The sequence below is a fragment of the Flexithrix dorotheae DSM 6795 genome, assembly GCF_000379765.1.
Lineage (GTDB): Bacteria > Bacteroidota > Bacteroidia > Cytophagales > Flammeovirgaceae > Flexithrix > Flexithrix dorotheae.
In genome coordinates, this window is the sequence record NZ_KB903442.1 from 87,465 (window position 1) to 107,083 (window position 19,619).

At 36.6% G+C, this 19,619-nt stretch carries 11 protein-coding genes; all 11 read right to left on the reverse strand.

The annotated features are described in order from the left end of the window. Nucleotides 1-55: 55 nt before the first annotated feature. Nucleotides 56-3,601 (reverse strand): SusC/RagA family TonB-linked outer membrane protein, encoded by a 3,546-nt coding sequence (locus tag A3EM_RS0115210; RefSeq protein WP_083925243.1) that lies wholly within the window; start codon nt 3,599-3,601, stop codon nt 56-58. Nucleotides 3,602-3,734: 133 nt separating this feature from the next. Continuing rightward, on the reverse strand, nt 3,735-4,793 hold the full coding sequence (locus A3EM_RS0115215; protein WP_020529085.1) for a FecR family protein: 1,059 nt from the start codon (nt 4,791-4,793) through the stop codon (nt 3,735-3,737). 98 nt (nt 4,794-4,891) lie between these two features. Further along, nucleotides 4,892-5,470, reverse strand: coding sequence for an RNA polymerase sigma factor (locus A3EM_RS0115220; protein WP_020529086.1), 579 nt, complete (start codon nt 5,468-5,470; stop codon nt 4,892-4,894). A 267-nt stretch (nt 5,471-5,737) separates the two neighbouring features. Then, nucleotides 5,738-6,682, reverse strand: coding sequence for a PKD domain-containing protein (locus A3EM_RS0115225; protein ID WP_211211976.1), 945 nt, complete (start codon nt 6,680-6,682; stop codon nt 5,738-5,740). A 289-nt stretch (nt 6,683-6,971) separates the two neighbouring features. Then, nucleotides 6,972-9,089 (reverse strand): hypothetical protein, encoded by a 2,118-nt coding sequence (locus A3EM_RS0115230; protein ID WP_245576512.1) that lies wholly within the window; start codon nt 9,087-9,089, stop codon nt 6,972-6,974. Nucleotides 9,090-9,128: 39 nt separating this feature from the next. Further along, nucleotides 9,129-11,027: a beta-glucuronidase gene (gene uidA / locus A3EM_RS42525; RefSeq protein WP_020529089.1), complete on the reverse strand. Its 1,899-nt coding sequence runs from the start codon at nt 11,025-11,027 to the stop codon at nt 9,129-9,131. Between the two features lie 271 nt (nt 11,028-11,298). After that, complete coding sequence (locus tag A3EM_RS0115240; protein WP_020529090.1) at nt 11,299-12,390, reverse strand: helix-turn-helix domain-containing protein; 1,092 nt, start codon at nt 12,388-12,390, stop codon at nt 11,299-11,301. A gap of 303 nt (nt 12,391-12,693) precedes the next feature. Further along, a complete protein-coding gene (locus A3EM_RS0115245) occupies nt 12,694-14,124 on the reverse strand; it encodes a TolC family protein (protein ID WP_020529091.1) in 1,431 nt (476 codons plus the stop codon). 1 nt (nt 14,125) lies between these two features. After that, entirely contained in the window at nt 14,126-17,287 is a 3,162-nt protein-coding gene (locus A3EM_RS0115250) for an efflux RND transporter permease subunit (protein ID WP_026210316.1), read from the reverse strand. 133 nt (nt 17,288-17,420) lie between these two features. Beyond that, nucleotides 17,421-18,491 (reverse strand): efflux RND transporter periplasmic adaptor subunit, encoded by a 1,071-nt coding sequence (locus tag A3EM_RS0115255; RefSeq protein ID WP_245576513.1) that lies wholly within the window; start codon nt 18,489-18,491, stop codon nt 17,421-17,423. Between the two features lie 248 nt (nt 18,492-18,739). Further along, nucleotides 18,740-19,159, reverse strand: coding sequence for a hypothetical protein (locus A3EM_RS0115260; RefSeq protein WP_020529094.1), 420 nt, complete (start codon nt 19,157-19,159; stop codon nt 18,740-18,742). Nucleotides 19,160-19,619 lie beyond the last annotated feature (460 nt).

A 19,619-nucleotide genomic window follows, 5' to 3' on the forward strand; every position in this document is an offset into this window, starting at 1 on the left:
TTTTTAAAATTGTTCTTACCTGCTTTTAAAAGCCCGTTTTAAAGAATTTATAAGTTTAAAATTTCGCTTCAACTCCAAAGATTAGGGATTGAACCTGTGGAATAGTAGACGCATATTTCACAAAACTCATCCCTTCGGGGTCAAAACCTGGATAGTCTGTAAGAGTCCATAAGTTGGTCCCTTGGAAGTAAAGTCTTAAAGCTTGTATATGGATGGCCTTTAGTTTATCAGGTGAAAAACTATAGCCTAATTGTACATTTCTCAATCTCACAAAATCGCCTTTAAAAAGTTCTCTATTGTGGTAAACATCAGCATTATCAAACCCAGCCACTGCTACTCCATCAATAATGTAGGTTCCTCTCGCTCTAAGCTGCGGATATTTGGCTATTTGCCCTCTTTTACTCCACGATTCAGTTAAAACTTCTTTCAGCATCATCCTGGTTTCGTTAGGTAAAGTAGCGATTTGCCTGTCATAATCCATGATATAATTACCTCCCGAAAAAGAAAACATAAAACTAAAGTCAAACCCTCTGTATTTGAGTGTATTACTCAATCCACCATAATAAGTAGGGTCTGCAGATTTTCCCTCCTGATAAAAACGGTTTTCATCAATATTGGTAGTAGTGGCATAAGTTTTCATATCTTCCCCTTCACTGGACTTTAATCTTCTGGTTTCTCCGGTCTGTTCATAGTGATCCTTGTCAACCATATAAATCATAGGCACCCCTGTAACCCTGTCTACCCCGGCATAATCTGCAATGTACCAGACTTTTCTTTTATAGCCACTTCGGGAAACCGTAGGGGTATTACTATGAATTAATCCTTTACCCGACTCATCTAATTCTGGGGTCAGGCTTTTGATCATGTTTTTATTGAAGGAAATGTTAAAATCAGTGACCCATTCAAAATTTCCGGTGGATACATTAACAGAGTGTAAATCCAATTCAAAACCCGAGTTTATTAAATCACCAACATTGCTATAGATGGAGTTTTTATCGTAATCGTAAGTTCCATTTCCAAAATACAAATTGTCAGAAGACACGCCTGCGGACCAGGGAACCGGGACCGGCAATAACATGCCATCGACATACCGGCTGTAATAGGCTAAAGAACCATTTATTCTATTGTTAGCAAAACCATAATCAATACCTACATCGGTACTTCGAGTGGTTTCCCAGGTTAGTCCTTCAACTGGAAGATTAATAGGTAATGTTCCATTTACACCCTGAATAGACTGACTGCCATAAGGAACATTTCCATAATAGTTAATTTCATTCAAACCAGACCGAACATTTTGGTTACCCGTTTCTCCATAGCTTCCTCTCAACTTTAGCGAGATACCATCCCCCATAAAATCCATAAAGGGTTCATCCGTAATATACCATCCTGCTGAAAAAGCTACAAAATTACCCCATCGGTGGTTTTCAGTAAAGGCAGAAGTACCATCTCTTCTGGCACTTATTCCGATTAAATATTTTTCTTTGAATTTGTAATTCACTCTTCCAAAAAATCCAAGTAAATACCTTTCATTATTCAATCCACCATACATATCAGTAAGGATGTTTGGATTTCCCAATTCCTGATAAATACCAGTTAGTCCCTGACCCTCCAAAATTCTGCTGTATTGACTGATTCTTTGGGCTTCAAAACCAGCAACCACATTTATATCATTATCCCCGAAGGATTTTTTATAGGTAGGATAAATATTAAAATTGGAACTGCCATAAGTAACAGCTTCCTCTCGAGCTCTGGCGGTGGGTTTTTGTGAACCATCCAACCAGATATCTTTGCTCGTCCAGGCCACCATATTACTTTGAAGGAAATCTGTGGAAAATTCAGATCTAAAGGATAATCCTTCCAAAAATGGAGCAGTATAATCAATGGAAAGTCCTCCTAAACCCCTGTATTGCTTCACATTGTTTAATGTATTTTTTGGATCATTGGTAGCGGTGGGGTTTCCACCTGTATAAGCATTGTAATACCTGTTTGGATTATCAGGTTCTCTTATTGGAAACCATGGCAGTGCAAAGGTCACAATACTTGTTGTTCCACTATTCCGTTTTTCATTATCGGTGTAGGCAAAATTTAATTTTAAACCAAATCGCAAATTTTTGCTAGGCTGAAAATCCAAATTTGACCTGACTGATGCTCTTTGGAAATCATTATGCTTTTGCACTCCATTATCCTTTCTATAATTTCCTGAAATATAAAATGACCCTTTCTCAAATCCCTTGGAACTGGACAGGTTATATTCTGAAAATGACCCTGTACGGAATAATTCATCAAACCAGTCGGTGTTGATTTGTTCGGCTTGTTCTCGGGTTAAAAAAGTTTGGGCCTGAGGAGAATAAATGTAATGATCATTCATAGTAAAATCCCTACTGAAAGAATTCTGATACGTTTGATCCATGATTTCAAACCAATCGGAAGAATTGGCATATCCAACATCTTCAGGCGTTTTGGTCAATTGGGAAACTCCGGTGGTATAACTTAAAGAGGTTTGGCCTTTTCCTTCTTTTCCTCCCTTGGTAGTCACTATGATAACACCATTCGATCCCCTAGACCCATAAATGGAAGTAGCCGCAGCATCTTTTAATACCTGAATACTTTCTATATCACTAGGGTTAATTAAAGACATTGGACTTTGGTTGGAAGAACCCAAACCATAGGGATTACTAAACACAGGCATACCGTCTATCACCCACAAGGGATCGGTACTGGAATTAATAGAGTTAGTACCCCGAATTTTTATGATACTTGGAGCCCCGGGACTTCCTCCCTGAGTTTGCACAGAAACTCCTGCTGCCATTCCCTGGAGGCTGGATTCGAAATTAGGAGCAGATTTAAAATTCAGGTTTTTTCCCTCCACAGATGATACCGAACCAATGATATCTCCTTTCTTTTGTGTACCATACCCTACCACTACTATTTCCTCCAATTGTCTCAGATTCTCCTCCAATACTATTTCAAATTCAGTCTGGTTAGCTATATCTACTTCCTGTGTATTATAACCGATATAAGAAAACACTAATATTTCCCCGTCTTCAGGAAGAGACAATGTAAATTTACCATCAAAATCTGTAGAGGTTCCCACAAATGTACCTTTTACCAAGACAGTTACACCAGGTAAAGGAACTCCATCCTCACCTATTACTTTACCCTTTATAATGTTCTCCTGTTTTATAATATTTTTAGGATTTACATTGTTTTCAGACCTGAATTTTTTGTCAGAAGTTGTCTTTTTTCGGGAGAGAATTATTTTATCATATTGTTCTTCAAACTTAATCCCTCTGTTCTCTAATAATTCACTTAAAAGAACTGATAACTGCTCATTTTTATAAGTTACACTAATTTTTTCCTGAGATGAAAAGATACTTGTAACATATACAAAATCTACTTCTGACACTATGGAAATGGCTTTTATGGCATCTTCCAGTGACTTATTTTTGATTTGAATACTGATTTTTTTCTCCAATACAGATTGCCCTTTAGAATCAACTGCATTTGCCAGATTGATAAAAAGACAGATAATCAGAAAAAGGTGAATAGCTTTAAACATAATATATTTTAGGCATAGGCCTAGCGTAAAGTTTTTTTTCATAACTTTAGATTAATTGTCGTTTAACTATAAAAATGACTGTCCCATAGGCTTCTCCAAAAGCTGAGGGATGTTTTAGGAAAACTGTCGGTTAGTCCAATAAATACCGGCAGTTTTTTTATTTGGTCCAGTTAGTTTATTCAGGGCATCCTTCTCCTTTAAGGGTTATGATATTCCCTTCAATTTTATATTGATAATTGATGGCGATACAAATCAGATCAATTTTCTTTTGTAAAGGCATATCAATTAATGAAGCATTTAAAGAACAAGATTCTAATTTGGTTTCATCTACCTTTATGTCTACTCCATAATTTTTTTCTAAAATGTTGAATACTTCAAGGATAGGTGCATTTTCAAAATTTAATAAACCCATTGGATGTTTACTAAAGGTAAATCGTTCCAGAGCACTCCCTTTTTCATGGAAAACAATCCCTTCATTTTCACCAAGTAATTCACCAGATTGAAAATTTTCCAATATGGCTGATGATTCATTTCCTGTAACTACGGCTACTTTTCCAGTTACCACAGAAACACTTGTTTTGTCACTATTTTCACCGGCTGAAATACTAAAACTTGTTCCTACTACTCTGGTAGCCAGATGTGCCGTATACACCACAAATGGTTTTTGTGGATTTTTGGAAATTTCAAAAAATGCTTCTCCTTTTAAATGTACCTCTCTATTTGTTTGGTTAAAAGTTTGAGCATATTCCAAAGAGCTGTTGGGAGATAAGATGATGGAACTCCCATCTGATAAAAGCACTGTTTTGGCCCGCTGAAGATTATTTTCCAGCTTCACCAAATTTTCGGAATTATCTGATAGACTAATTATAAAATAAAAGCCTATCGCAGAGATAATCAGGGCAATTGATGCGGCAATTCTACTGAAGTTATTCCATCTGAGTTTTTTAACTTTTTCCGCTGGTTTTACCTCGGTTTCATTTTGAATTTTAATGATGGAACTTTGCAGTTTGTTCCAAACTCTGGGTTGAGCAGTTTCCTCGATTTCAGGCTCACTTGTAATCGCTTCATATATCAATCTGGCATTTTCTATTTCTTTTTGTCGGGTCGGATTTTCTTCCACCCAGTTTTTCCAGAATGCAGCATTTTGATCATCAGAGTGAGGATTTTTTATCCATGATACAAATTTATCATCATTCAAAAAATCATCTGCCTTATAGTTTTGGTACTTATCCATCAATTAATATTATAACAATTACTCCAGGACATCTCCCTAAATCCTTATCTGAATAAAGCATGGAAAGTTGGAAATAACTCACTTGATTTAAAAAAAAATTACAAATTTAATAATTGGATAATTCCAGTTATCAAAATAATAAAAAGCAACTTTCTCAATTTTTCTAAACCTCTCTGTACCAGATTTCTGGCAGATTGTTCATTCACTTCCAATAAATCCGCAATTTCCGGGTAAGAAAATCCATTGAAAAATTTTAAAATTAAAGCTTCGTGCTGTCTGGAAGGTAATTGTACCAGGTTGTTTTTCAATTTTTGTATTTTCTCAGTAATGGTTTCCTTATCCACCAGTTGTTGCTCATGCCCTTTTTCTTCCAAAGTAAGGTTTACTTTAATTTCATGTTCAAATACTGAAGCTTTACTTTCAGCCTGTTGGTTTTTAAAAATTTTTCTTCGGAGAGTTCTGAATAAATAAAAGGAAATGGAAGTAGTGTCAGATAAATTGGAATGGTACTTCCAAATATCCAGAAACATGTCATGAACAGCATCTTCCACCTGTCCCGCATCTCCACAAATTTTTAATCCATAGGAATATAACCTTTTGAAATAAAGGTTATACAATTGTTCGAAGGCTTTATAGTTACCCTGCTGAACACCTTTCCATATTTCCAGTTCGTTCACGCTTGTTCAGTCAAATTTTTAATGTTTCCAAAATATTAAATTTGACTGACTTAATAAACAACCTGCTGAATTATTTGCAGTAAATTTTATATAAAAAGAGAAAGATGGAAATACATTTTTTCATCCTGAGTTTTAAATATTTCTATCAAACATTTACGGCACAATGTATTAGGAATCCTTTCAATATTTGCAGGTTATTTTATATAATAGTTCCAAAATAAAATGGAGGAAAAAACCTCCATTTTATTATCCTATGATGAAAACGAGTTAATTTATTTTTACTAAAGTCAGGTTGTCAAGGGCTATTCCTTCTCCAAATGAACCACCATCAGTGTCCCACCCTTTACCCATTTTGAAAACGATATAGTAAGTACCGTCTTTATCAAGGGTAAATTTCCCATCTTCATCCGCAAGACTTCCTACAACAAGATCGTGGGGAAGAGGTCCATCTAATGGAGGGACAACTAATTCCCAGCCTGTCCATCCACCGTAGAACCATCCACTTACTCTTGTATGGCCATACCCATCACCGTTAGTAGGTTCTATATCATGTACATAAAATTCAAACCAATAGCTGTTCATAGCAGAAGTTGGATTGTCTTTATCTTCTCCAGCAAGCTTAACCAATGCGCTTAACTGGTAATCCCCAGCAGTTAAATCTACTGACTGGTAAAAAATTGTACCTTCTTCTGAAGGAGAAACAGCATCGTTATCAGGGTGAATATATAATACTCCTCCCTCAGCATTTGTCGGTTTATAATTAGTAAATCCAAAATCATATTTTACATGAACCATGTTTTGGTCGGCATCCTTTTGTCCAGAATATACAACATTCCAGGAGGAAGCATCTCCAGATTCCATATCACCACCTTTTACCAGATTATTGGAAACGTTCAGTTTTAAAGCTTCAACTTTTTCTTTAGTTTCACCGTCCTTCCCAAAAACTGATAGAATTACTTCATACTCTCCTCTAACTGCATAGGTATGTGAAGGAGATTCTTCCTCCGAAGTATTTCCGTCACCAAAATCCCAGATAAAGGAATCCCCATTAGTGGAAGTATTGGTAAAGTCGACTTTTAATTCATTAGCAGCTACGGTGAAATCTGCGTTGGTTTCAATGACAGGCTCATCATTTGAATCGCAAGAAAATAGGAAAATGGAAAATGCGAGGGTAACGCTTAAGATATTGAATTTTGTTAATCTACTTTTCATATTATTTTTCAGTTTTGTTTTTGTAAAAAATCTTGATGTGGCCAACATTTATCCTGAAAAAGAATAAGAATTGTAATTTAACTCAGTTGAGCTCCAATTTTTTTGATTTTAATTTAAGTTCCTCTTAAAATGCAGGAGAAAAAAATTGATTTTCCAGATGAAATAATCCATACAGGTCACCAATAAGGTCATTATCAACTAAATATTATAAGATGGCTCCATACCTGGTTTAAAAGTAGATATGGCATGCAAAAAATATTTAAGTTAATTACGAGTATTTTCTCAATTTTTAATTCACAACTACTCTAACTCTATCTAAATTGTAAATTTGAGCATATGGCGTTTCAGTATTCCCATTTCTCTGTGAGATTATCCTTACAGTAGGAAAAAAAGTACCCGTGTTTGAAAATGTATGCTGGGTTGTTACTTGAAGTTTATCTTTACCACTTGCAATTTTAATTTCCTTAGCAAATTCCCCAGAACCATCAAAATCCCATTCGACTTTTATAATTGTACCAGCGTTTTCAGGAACTTCAATTGTAGCTATAAAAGAAACAGAATTACCTGCTTTTATATCCACTCTTTTGTTACCATTTGCTGTAGCTTCAACTACTGGCTGAATCCCTTTTCTGTCGTTTGCAGTAAGGGGAATTTTAACCTGCCCCCCTACAATATCATAGTTAGTACTGGGAGAAGGGGGAATTCCTTTCTCTACCCAGTCACTTAAATCACGAAGTGCTTGTTGTAACACCCCAAGATAACTCACTGCATGTGTGGGATCATCAAGTTGAGAGGCCTGATCCCCATGAATAGCATGATCGGTAAACCAAAGACGAAAATAATCATCTGTTTGATCACCAAGGTGCTCCTTTATCCTCTCACCATACCAGTCACACTGCCATGGATATGCCTCACGATCCCACAATGAACCTAACAGAATCATTTTTCCTTTAAACTTTCCGGTTGGTACCGAACCTGCTGCTCCCATGGTAAACATTGGGCCTAACAACATTGGGCGCTGCGGATAAAGTGGGGTTCCACTCTCATCCAGAAATTGATTCCACACATAATATTCCTTACCAGGTATCTGATGGCGATGATAAGTTTGGACAGCTAAAAAATTAGAATTATCAACCTGAACTTCATCACCAGTTTTAATTTTTGATAATACTGCTGGTGAGTTTGTGGGGCCCAATACTACTTTGTCTCCTTCTACTTTTGTTAATTGTAATATAGAGCCTGATGCCTCACCACTTTTAATAATGAGATCACCGCCCAGAAAATCTACATCTGGAATAATATCTTCTAATTGAAAGCCAACTGGCATTTCCCCTTCGGTACCTCCTAAACTTTTCCATGCTAGGTCTGCTGAACCTCTTTCATCCGCTGAAATAGGTTCTTTCAGACCCAATTTTACTGCTTCTTCTATCGGGATTCCAGCTTTTATTTTCGTTACTTTTTGTACTCTGGCTTCTAACAAAGATGCAGGAGGGTTTGCTCCCAGGTAACCAGGTTTATTCCAAAAATCATCTGTGAAATAACTTTTATCTGCCATAATTACCCCTTGATATAACACCAGAAAACCATGTATTCCCATCGTTTTATAAGCGTACCAGGACTTTGGTGGAAATCCCATTTGAGTAACCTCCTCTAGCGCCGCTTTCTCTTCCTGGTTTAACCCTGCATACATATCTCCACTCCCTCCAGGTTCCAGGGCATCAATGATCAGAGGAAATTTATCTTTTAAGATCCGCATGGCATGCATTCGAACAGTAAAAACATTTGGAATTGCCATGGGTGAACCAAGCACATAAGGTACTACGCCATCCCAAACCCCTTCCGTATTTTCAAGCCCTCCTACCGTCCGATAAGCCCCTCCACTTCCGCCAAATGCATATCCATAAGGTCGGTCTCCTCCATACATTTCCATGGCTACAATCCTGGAATATTGCGCAGAGGCTGCATTGGCCCGATAGGCGCCAATAGTTGGATCATTTCTAGCACCCAATCTTGTGAAATCAGTTTTTCCACCTCCATTTGTTTCGATAAAATAGGCTCCACTAGCAATTGAAAAGCCTATTTTATCTTCTTCCCCAGTTGCCCCTTGGGATAGATTTTCATTATCCGGGAATGGAGTAATATATTGGAAAAAGCGACCTTCGTATTGTTCTTTTGGGGGAAAGTAAAAAGAAAAACGTGTTTCAGTTCCTTCAAAGCCGCCATGGACATACCTATGCCTTACGGGTTCTTCCCGCCACTCATCAAGATCAATGTATGGATTTGTAAACAAAGAATCCTGAATAATTATACTTTGAGATACGTGTATTTCTTCATTTTTATCTGTTCTGCCTAAACATGAGTTTACAACAATGGCACAAAGCAATAACTCAAAAATATTTCTATTCATTTTCATTTTTTACGTTTGGTAAGTAGTTTAAAAATTTAGCTATTTCCCAGATGATATTTTCTGAATAGTTTCAAACCACCTTTTCCGAAGGAAATGAGCAGCCATTTTAGGTTTCCGGTCTTGTGTGAAAACACCTTTCAGGTTCATACCCCCTACTCTCATAAGTCCCTGTCCCGTTCTGAAATCTGCAAAGTTCCACACATGCATTCCTGTTACATAATCTTTAGTATCGGCTATATCCAGAAACATTTTGATAAGTTTAACCTGATATTCTTCTGAGTAAATTTCATCTTCTACAGCATGCTTACCGGCAATGGCATCAGCACCAAATTCGGTGATCATTACTGGTTTCTTTAGGGTGTTGTATAATTTATCCATTTCGCCACCTAAGTAAGCTTTAGCAGTTGGCAAATCTCCAACATTTGTATACCAACCCCAGTACCGATTGATGCAAATAACATCCGATAAACTTAACCATTCAGCTGGCCCACCCATTACTCCTACAAAAACCGCTAATCTTGTAGGATCTTTTTCTTTCACCTGTTTGATTAAATTACCTAAAAATGCTTTACCCACAGCATCACTTTCAAAAGCTTTAGGCATTCCGGTAAAACCACCTCTTCCCAAACTTTCTGGAAATGGTTCATTAGCCACACACCACATGATCACGCTTGGATGATTTTTATCTCTTGATATCAATTCATCAAGATATTGTTTACAGATAGCCCTCCTTTTTGATACACTGGTGGAATCGTCATAAAAAAATAAACCTACTGCAGGGGTCTCATCAATAATCAGAAAACCTTCTCTGTCTGCCATATTATAGAATTCTTCATCATAAGGATAATGTGAGGTCCGGAACGAATTTGCACCTGTCCATTTCATTAATTCAAAATCTTTAATCATTACCGGTGGAGTGGTGCCTCTTCCAAAAATGGGGAAATCCTCATGTTTACCAAATCCTTTAAGGTAAATAGGCGCTCCGTTGAGCAATATTTCCTTTTCATTTACTGCAATTGTCCTGACTCCGGTTTTTAATTGATAAAAATCTATAGGCTTATTTTTAGAGCCCAGTGTGATCAATACATCATATAAAAATGGATCATCTGGTGACCACAACCTTACATCTGGAATCTCAATCACTGCTGTTCCTTCATTTCCAGAAAAAGAGAATGGAATTTCAATTTTTTTACCTTCTCCTGAAATCAGAATAGTTCCATTATTGATTTTCCCAATTTTTTCCACAAGCACTTCAATACTTCCTGTCGTTGAATTAAAATCAGTATTTATGGTTATATCTCTAATCGAAGTGCTTGATGGTGTAGTATATAACCAAACAGCACGGTTCAAGCCTGCAAATGGAAAAAAATCGAAGCTGGCTTTGGGGTAACTACTAAATGGACTACCTTCTACATTGCCCGGAGCAACACGATCAGGTTCTAAAATATTTTCGACTTGAATGGTAATTCGATTGGTACTTTCCCATTTTAAAAGCTGAGTAATTTCAAAAGCAAAGGGAATATGCCCCCCTTCATGCTGCCCTAAAGGCTTTCCATTAATCCAAATCTTAGCAAAGTAATTGGCAGAGCCTACTCTGATGAAAATGCGCTCACCTTTCCATCCCTTCGGGATATACGTTTCAGTTTCATACCATGCCAAATCAAGGTAATTATGACTATCTGTAAACTGATCGTTCCAGCTACCGGGAACAGCGATGGAACAGTAATCTGTTAATCCATTAAACCATTCTTCCTGTTCCCCAACGCCCATTGAATCTTTTTTAAACTTCCAGATTCCTGAAAGGTTAAGCCGGTTTCGAATTTCATTTTGTTGTGGAAAAAGTGCAATATCTTTTGCTTCAGCCAATTTAAAATCCTGAGCGTATAAATGAGCTGTAAGCACAACCAGTATGATGACATTTATGATTTTTTTTATCATGGTATTTTGTAAAGTAATAAGGTTTAATAAAAAATTTTAACATGCCTGAATTCTAAATCCGGGAATTGTAATTTCCTTTAACTTTAAAGGTAGTGGATTGACAAATACAAAGTGTTCCGATTTATTGGGCCACAAAAAATGTACGTGCTATTATCTGGGAATGATAAAATGTACAATGTTATATAATGGAAAGTTGAGTTTTCTTTTATTTATAAAACTGAATGGGTTTAACATCCTTTGGTTAGAGTTTGTATTTTCTTGAAAAATATTTCTACCTTTTTCTAAATTCGCTGGGGGTCATTTCGGTATATTTTTTAAAAAAATTATTGAAAGCTGTTTTAGAATTAAATCCACATTCATAAGCTATTGCCACAAATGACCATGATTGATGTTTTGGTGATTTGATCAGGGTTTTAGCATACTCAATTCTATATTCATTTACAAAAGTGAAAAAGTTTTTTTGAAGGATTTCATTTAATACCTGGGTTATATGATGTTTAGGGATTTGGGTTTGTTTCGATAATTTAGCAACAGTTAATTCATTGTCTTTCCAAGCCTCAGTTTTTTCCATAAATAGAATCAACTTTTGTAAATGCTCATTTGCCTGTTCACTTTTTAAACCTGACTTTTGATATTTACCTGAATCATCAGGTGCTTTAGAATTGCTAATTAAAGGTCTTTGATGATACCCCCATATACTTACAATATAAACGTAAACCAGTAAGGCGATATCCCTAATGGCATCAATATCATTGTGGATGATTCCTGTATTTTTTAAAGTACTTACGACTATAATCAGATTAATCAGGACCATGAAAGAGATAAGGATTACAAATAACCATGTTAGACTGATCCGACTAGATTCAAAGGAATAATTATTCTTGATTTGCTTTTTAAAACGAATTACATTTTTCAAAGCCAATACCCCATATACCCACAACATCATATTAAACACTATCCCAATGGAATCTCTAAGCCAAAAAATTTGATTATAGTAATAAATACCGGATAGAAAATCAGTCGATTCAGGATTCCTGAAAAGTAAAATAAGGATAATAGTCATGAATAAAGGTGCAAAATGTAAAAAGTCTAACCGTTTAAACCGGTTAAATTCAATGGTTACATATTTAGAATATAAATAAAGAGATGGGGGAAAAATCATAAATATACTCAGTGAAAAAACCCATGTTTCTTCCTTTATCTGATAAACCTTCTGGATTATATTTAGGCAAAACATTAACACAATAGCCATTACCCAAACGGCTAAAATTATATCTGCAATTTTTAGAGGTTTTTTTAAGAAAATGATGAGTACAGTAAAAATTGCCTGAGCAAATCCAATATAGATTATAGGTACTTCCATTTTCTAAATGTAACTTATTTTAAGGGATTGGAAACTATAATTATGAATTTCTGCCTTTGGAAAACCTGGGACAGCTTTCAAAGCGATTAGCTATTCTTTTCGAAGGAAGCATACTATTTGGGTTGTAGTAAAGGTTAATTTCCCCAACAACAAGTCATGTTTTTGATCATCATTATGCCGTCAGGAAAATTAACTAAAAAACATGGATTAAAATTAAAACCTCAGACAGAATTAGTTCAACATTTCCATTAACAATAGTCCAATAATTCTATTTCAGGTTCATTGATTTAATCCATATTTTCTCTAATTCCAACCACCACCCAGAGCCTGGTAGATATTGACTCTGGCCTGCATTTGTTCCATTTTTGTTTCAATTAATTCAAACCGGGATTCCAGAGCATCCCGCTGGGTAAGCAGCACTTCCATATAATCGGCTCTCGCTGAGTTGAACAAATCAGTTGATATTTCTATAGATTCGGTAAGTGCAGCTACCTGCCTTGTTTTCAGATTGAAACTTCCTTCCAGATTGCTAATTCTGGCAAGTTGGTTCGCTACTTCAAGGTATGCTTTTAATACTGTTTGCTGGTAATGAAAAACCGCCTGAATTTGTTTGCTGTTTGCGCTAAAATAAGCTGCTTTAATAGCATTTCTGTTGATTAAAGGAGCCACAATATCCCCTGCTAGGGAATACAGCAACGATTCTGGTGTTTTTACCAGGTAAGAAGGATTGAAAGCCTGAAACCCAATACCAGCAGCTATACCCATTGAAGGATAAAACCTGGCTTTTGCAACTTCTACATCCAGTTTGGCAGCGGCCATTTCCATTTCAGCCTGTTTGATATCCGGACGATTTTCCAATAATTGACTGGGAATACCAGCCTGAATACTATCGGGAACCAAATTGATAAATATTTGAGCATCTCTTGGAATAGGCTGTGGAAACCTGCCTACTAAAAAGTTTAGCTCATTTTCAGTTTCAATGATTTCCTGCTGAATATCATATAGCAGGCTTTGGGTATTGAGCATTTGGGCCTCAAACCTACGAACTGCAAGTTCAGTAACTCTGGTAGCTTCTTTTTGCAATTTTACAATTTCCAATGCATTGCGTTGAATCTCTATATTCTGGTTTACAATTTCCAATTGATTATCAAGCGCCAACAACTTATAATAAGCATTCGCTATTTCAGCAATCAGGTGGGTGATCATAAAATTTCTCCCTTCAACTGTAGATAAATACCTAGTATAAGCAGCTTTTTTCGCATTGCGCAATTTATGCCAGATGTCCACCTCCCAGGTGGCATATGCCCCAATCATATAATCAGGCAATGGTTCTGGCATTTCCTTTCCTGGTTTTATTTCAGTAGTAGCATCATTTGCTCCTTTGCTGGTATATCTTCCTGGCTTATCCAGGCCAAGTCCTCCTCTCATGTCTACAAAGGGTAAATACTCTCCTTTCCTTTCTCTGACTTCATTTCTGGCAATATCAATTTCCATTAAAGTGATATTCAGTTCCTGGTTGTTCATTAAAGCGGTATCAATCAAAGCAATCAGGTTAGGATCTGAGAAATACTCTTTCCACTTAATACTCATTGAATTTGTGGTATCCTGTGAATGATTGTAACTGACAGGAATGGGGTTGTTTACACTTTTATGGGCTAATTTGGGTGTACAAGCCCAAAAGCTAACTGCTATACAAACCAACCCTACATATTTATAAATTTTATTTTTATTCATGTTATTCAAATTTTTCGGTTAACGGACTTTCATATTCATCTCTAATCAGGTGGTGGCCCTCAGCTAATTTTCCAAAAATGTAATACAATCCAGGGACGATAATCACTCCGAAAATAGTCCCGAAAAGCATTCCTCCAAGAGCTGAAGCACCAATGGTACGGTTTCCAATAGCTCCTGGTCCTGAAGCCATCACCAGAGGAATTAGTCCGGCAATAAAAGCAAAAGAAGTCATAAGAATAGGACGAAAACGTACTTTCGCTCCTTCTATGGCCGCTTCTAGAATTGTAGCTCCCTGCTGGTTTCTTTGTACTGCAAATTCAACGATAAGGACGGCATTTTTTCCTAATAAACCTACCAGCATTACCAAACCTACCTGTGCATAAATATCATTGGCCAATCCCATAAACTGGAGTAATAGAAAAGCACCAAAAACTCCTGCTGGTAGAGAAAAAACTACGGAAAGCGGTAAAATAAAGCTTTCATACTGAGCCGCAAGCACAAAATAGACAAAACCCAAAACAATAAGGAAAATGTAAAGTGCCTCATTTCCCCGGGCAACCTCATCTTTGGCAAGTCCTGCCCAGTCGATATCATATCCTCTGGGCAGTGTTTCTTCTGCTACTTTCTGGATGGCTTTTATCGCTTCCCCACTACTATATCCGGGAGCAGGAGAACCGTTTATTGCCGCAGAAGTGTACAAATTGTATCGGGTAATTTCATTGAGTCCCTGTGCCTTTTTAATTTTCATAAATGAAGAATAAGGAACCATTTCATCATGGTCGTTTTTCACGTATAACTTCATCAGATCTGCTGGAAGCCTCCTGTATTCCGGAGCGGCCTGCACAAACACCTTATAAAAACTTCCAAACCTGATAAACCCCTGTTCATAAGTGCTTCCTATCAATATGGATAAATTATCCATAGCTTTTCCAATAGAAACTCCTTTTTGCATGGCCGCCTTATTATCAATCACCAACTCATATTGTGGGTAATTTGCGGCAAAAAAGGTGAAGAGCCCTGTCAGTTCTTTTCGCTCTTTTAAAGCTTCCATGAAATCATCATTAACTTTCTCAAATTCCTTATAATCTCCTGAATTTGTTTTATCCAGCAAACGCAAAGCAAAACCACCTGCGGCTCCGTAACCCGGTACGGCCGGAGGCTGAAAAAATTCGATGGTTGCTCCGGGAATTTCATGGGCCTTTTCTTCCAGTTCCTCAATAATCTCGTCTACAGTGTGTTTCCTTTCCGACCAGTTTTTCAGGTTAATTAAACAAGTACCGGCATTTGAGCCTCGCCCTTCGGTCAGAACTTCGTAACCGGCTAAAGCTGAAACTGATTGTATACCTTCAATATGCTCGGCAATTTCCTGCAATTCCCTTGTAATGTCATTTGTGCGTTCAAGCGTGGAACCCGGAGGGGTTTGAACAATCGCATAAACCATTCCCTGGTCTTCTGCAGGTATAAAACCGGAAGGCAATTCATTTCCTGTGAACCAAATTCCCGCACAAAAGGCAAGTAACATTCCAAATGTCACTACCCTTCGATTTACAATCAGTCTTAATAAACCTGCATATTTGCCAGTAAGGCTATCAAAGACCTTATTGAATCGATCAATCAATCTGGTTAGTATGGTGGATTTTTTTGGTTTTCCATGTGTGTTTCTTAAAATCATGGCACATAGCACTGGCGTAAGTGTAAGTGCCACTATTCCAGATAAAATAATGGAAGAAGCCATGGTAATGGAAAATTGTTTGTAGAAAATCCCTACAGGCCCTGTCATAAAGGCTACAGGAACAAATACTGCTGTCATTAACAAAGTAATTGCGATAACTGCTCCACTGATCTCTCCTAAAACTTTCTGGACCGCATTATAAGGGGAGAGATGAGGTTCATCTTCCATTTTGGCATGCACTGCTTCAACTACTACAATAGCATCATCCACCACTACCCCTATGGCTAAAACAAGGGCAAAAAGGGTAATCAAGTTAATTGTCAACCCAAAAAATTGCATGAAAATAAACGCTCCGATAAGCGACACAGGAACAGCCAAAGTAGGAATAAGAGTAGAGCGCCAGTCTCCAAGAAAAATAAATACCACCAGAGCCACTAATAAGAAAGCTTCTACAAGTGTATGGATAACTTTATCAATGGATGCATCCAGAAAGTTGGAAACATCATAACTAATTTCATAATCCATTCCCGGAGGGAACGATTCAGCCTTAATCTCTTCCATCTTGGCTTTTACCTCCTTAATCACTTCACTTGCATTACTTCCGTAAGTCTGTTTTAAGGTAATGGCGGCTGAAGGCAAATTATCCATATTGGAATAAATATCATAAAACTCGCTGCCCAGTTCCACTTCGGCCATATCTTTTAACCTTAGAATTTCCCCTTCCGAATTAGCTCTGATAATTATATTTTCGTATTGATTGGGTTTACTGTACCTTCCTTCATATGTCAGCACATATTCAAGGGATTGAGATGACTTTCCTGAACTTCGTCCTAATCTCCCTGGTGAACCAATAATGCTTTGCTCTTCCAAAGCCTCCATTATTTCTTCAGTAGAAACATTGTAGGCACGCATTCTGTCCGGTTTGAGCCAAATTCGCATAGCATATTGCCTACTTCCCAATATTTTGGCACTTCCTACACCATCCAGTCTTTTAAGTTCATTCAGGATGTTAACACTTGCATAATTGTAAAGAAATTTCTGATCTGCATTTTTATCTTTACTATAAAGGTTAACATACATCAGCATATTAGGTTGGGAAGGACTGACAATAATTCCTTCCCGCTGTACCAAAGGAGGAAGCCGGTTGGTAACCTGCTCGATTCTATTTTTAACATTAACCACTGCCTGGCTGGGTTTAATCCCCAAATTAAATACTACCTGAATTGTTGCTTCTCCCGCACTTGTTGCATCTGAAGTGATGTATTTCATGCCCGGTGTTCCATTAATTGCTTTTTCCAATGGAATTAATACTGATTTTACCAATACGTCAGCACTTGCTCCAGGATAAGCTATAAATATATTGACTCTTGGCGGAGCAATTGAGGGAAATTGAGAAATAGGTAAGCTGGTCATGGCCAATATACCCAAAAAGATAATGACAAGTGATATCACTATCGCCAGGACTGGCCTGTGAATAAATTTATTAAACATAGGGTTATAATTTTTTAGGCAACTATGGACAGATTAGGCAAAAAAAGTCCAGGGCGCAAATGAAACAACTAGGGGTTCATGAGCACATACTTTTCTCCACAGAAGCCTTGTAGATTTTTCTTAAAAATTAGGATTATTCTGCATAAAGCTTCAGACTGGCAATTACTGCCTCTGGTTTTTTATAATCAAAAGTAATTTCTTCGTTCTCCTTTACTTTTCGCAATCCTTCAAGAAGGATCTTTTCCTTTTCTTCCAAACCATAACCAATTGCATACAAATCTTCCATTTCCGCAATTATGGTAATTTCTCTGGTCTTTATTCTATTGTCCTTATCCACTACAAAAACATACTTTTTATCTAAGATTTCGAAAGTAGCCTTCTGAGGAATTATCAGGGCATTCTGAAGCGGTACAGCCATTCGAATATTACCGGTTTCTCCATGCCTTAGCAATCCTTCAGGATTGGGAAAGGTTGCTCTGAATGGAATATTTCCAGTTTCATTATTAAAGTCAGCTTCAATGGTTTCCACCACCCCCGAATAGCCAAACATTTTATTATTGGCCATCAGTAGTTTTACTTCCATTAAACTATCCTTTTCCAGATTGCTCTGAAAATCAAGATATTCAGCTTCAGGTACATTGTAATAAACCCACATTTTACTATTATCGGAAAGATGGGTAAGCAACTCACCCTCCTCTACCAGACTACCTTCCCGCACATGAAACCGATCAATTATACCATCAAATGGGGCTCTAATTTCGGTAAAATCTAAATGAACCTGAGCCAGAGCCATTTCCGCATTTGCTTTATCCAATCGAGCCTTTGCCATAGCCAATTCATTTGTAGCTACAATTTTACGGTCTGCCAATGACTTCGTATTCTGATATTCTATATTAGCAAAATCTGCTTCAGCCCTGGCCTTTTGTAATTCGGCTTCATAAATTCTTGGCATAATTTTAAATAATAATTGTCCCTTTCTCACAAATTTCCCTTCATCTACATAAATATGTTCAAGATAACCTTTTTCCTGAGCTCTTAACTCAATATGCCGTATTGAATTAATCTGGCATACATATTCTTCGGTAATGGTGGTATCCATTTTTACGGTACTGCTAACTAAAAACTTTGTCTTGTTCTCTTTGTGTTCTTTTCCTTTTGAAGGTGTACAACTGTTTTGAAAAACAATTGTACACGTTATTATCATAACGAAAACATTTTTCATAATTAACCTGTTTTTGTTAATTTATCAGACCCCAAACCACTGGAAATTTCTTATGGTTAAAATTTAACCACCCAAAAATCCCAACATCCAGGTGTATGATCTTTTGGAATAAATAATGAATTTTATAAAATACCTAAGGTAAATCTTGAGGTATACACTAACCCTTATAAAAATTGGCAAATACTAAAATTACCATTTAAATTAACTTTATTGGGTTAGAAAAATGGTGGTTAAGTAAGCAGGTCGTACTTCCAGGAATGGTGTAATATGAATAGAGGAATAAATGCCTTTTTATTATTGGCATGAAGAATATATCGCCTGGAAACATCTTTAATCTCCCTTAAGCCCCTATTTTGAGCTTTGGCATAAAAAAAAGCAGTTTGGTTGTTTTTCTCCTTGCTGCTTTCTTTTAATTCTTCATCTTCTTCCTTTTCTTTTTCATTTATAGGCAAATCCCCTTGGTGTGGATCACTTTTATGATGACCAGAAAAAGAACCAATTTTAGTAACATGATCAACTACCTGAAATTGTTCTAATGAGGAAAAACTAGAAAATGACTGTGATTGGCCAACATATAAAAAGAGCAATAATGGGAGAAAAGCCCAACTATACCTTTTTGTAAAATAAAGAATTTTATTTTTTGTTGCCATTTTAAGAATAGTGATCCCTTAGGATGCCATAATTGCACAAATTAATCATATTAATATCTATTCAACAAGGGAAAATAGAATTTATTTAAATTTAGCAAGAAATATTATTTTTGGATGAGTTAACAATTTTAAAAAATACTTAACCCAATCATATTTTCATTTTGTTCTATTGTTGTATCTAGTTTACTTCCTTTAATCTTATCTATGAGTAAAATAAAATTATTGGAATTCCTTCTTAGGGCTTAGAGGGAATCAATAGTTAAGCAAAATTTGTAATAAGCTCAGCATGTCCAGTCTAGACAAAACCTTGTGCTCCTTCTTTGTAATAATTCATATGGCAAAAATTTAAAATTTACGGGAATTGTTACTTTAAGAAAATTTGTATTCCTTTCATTATTCCCTGCACCTTCCACCAATGTTAGGCCTTTCCCATTTAAATCAAAATATAACATTGTAAACA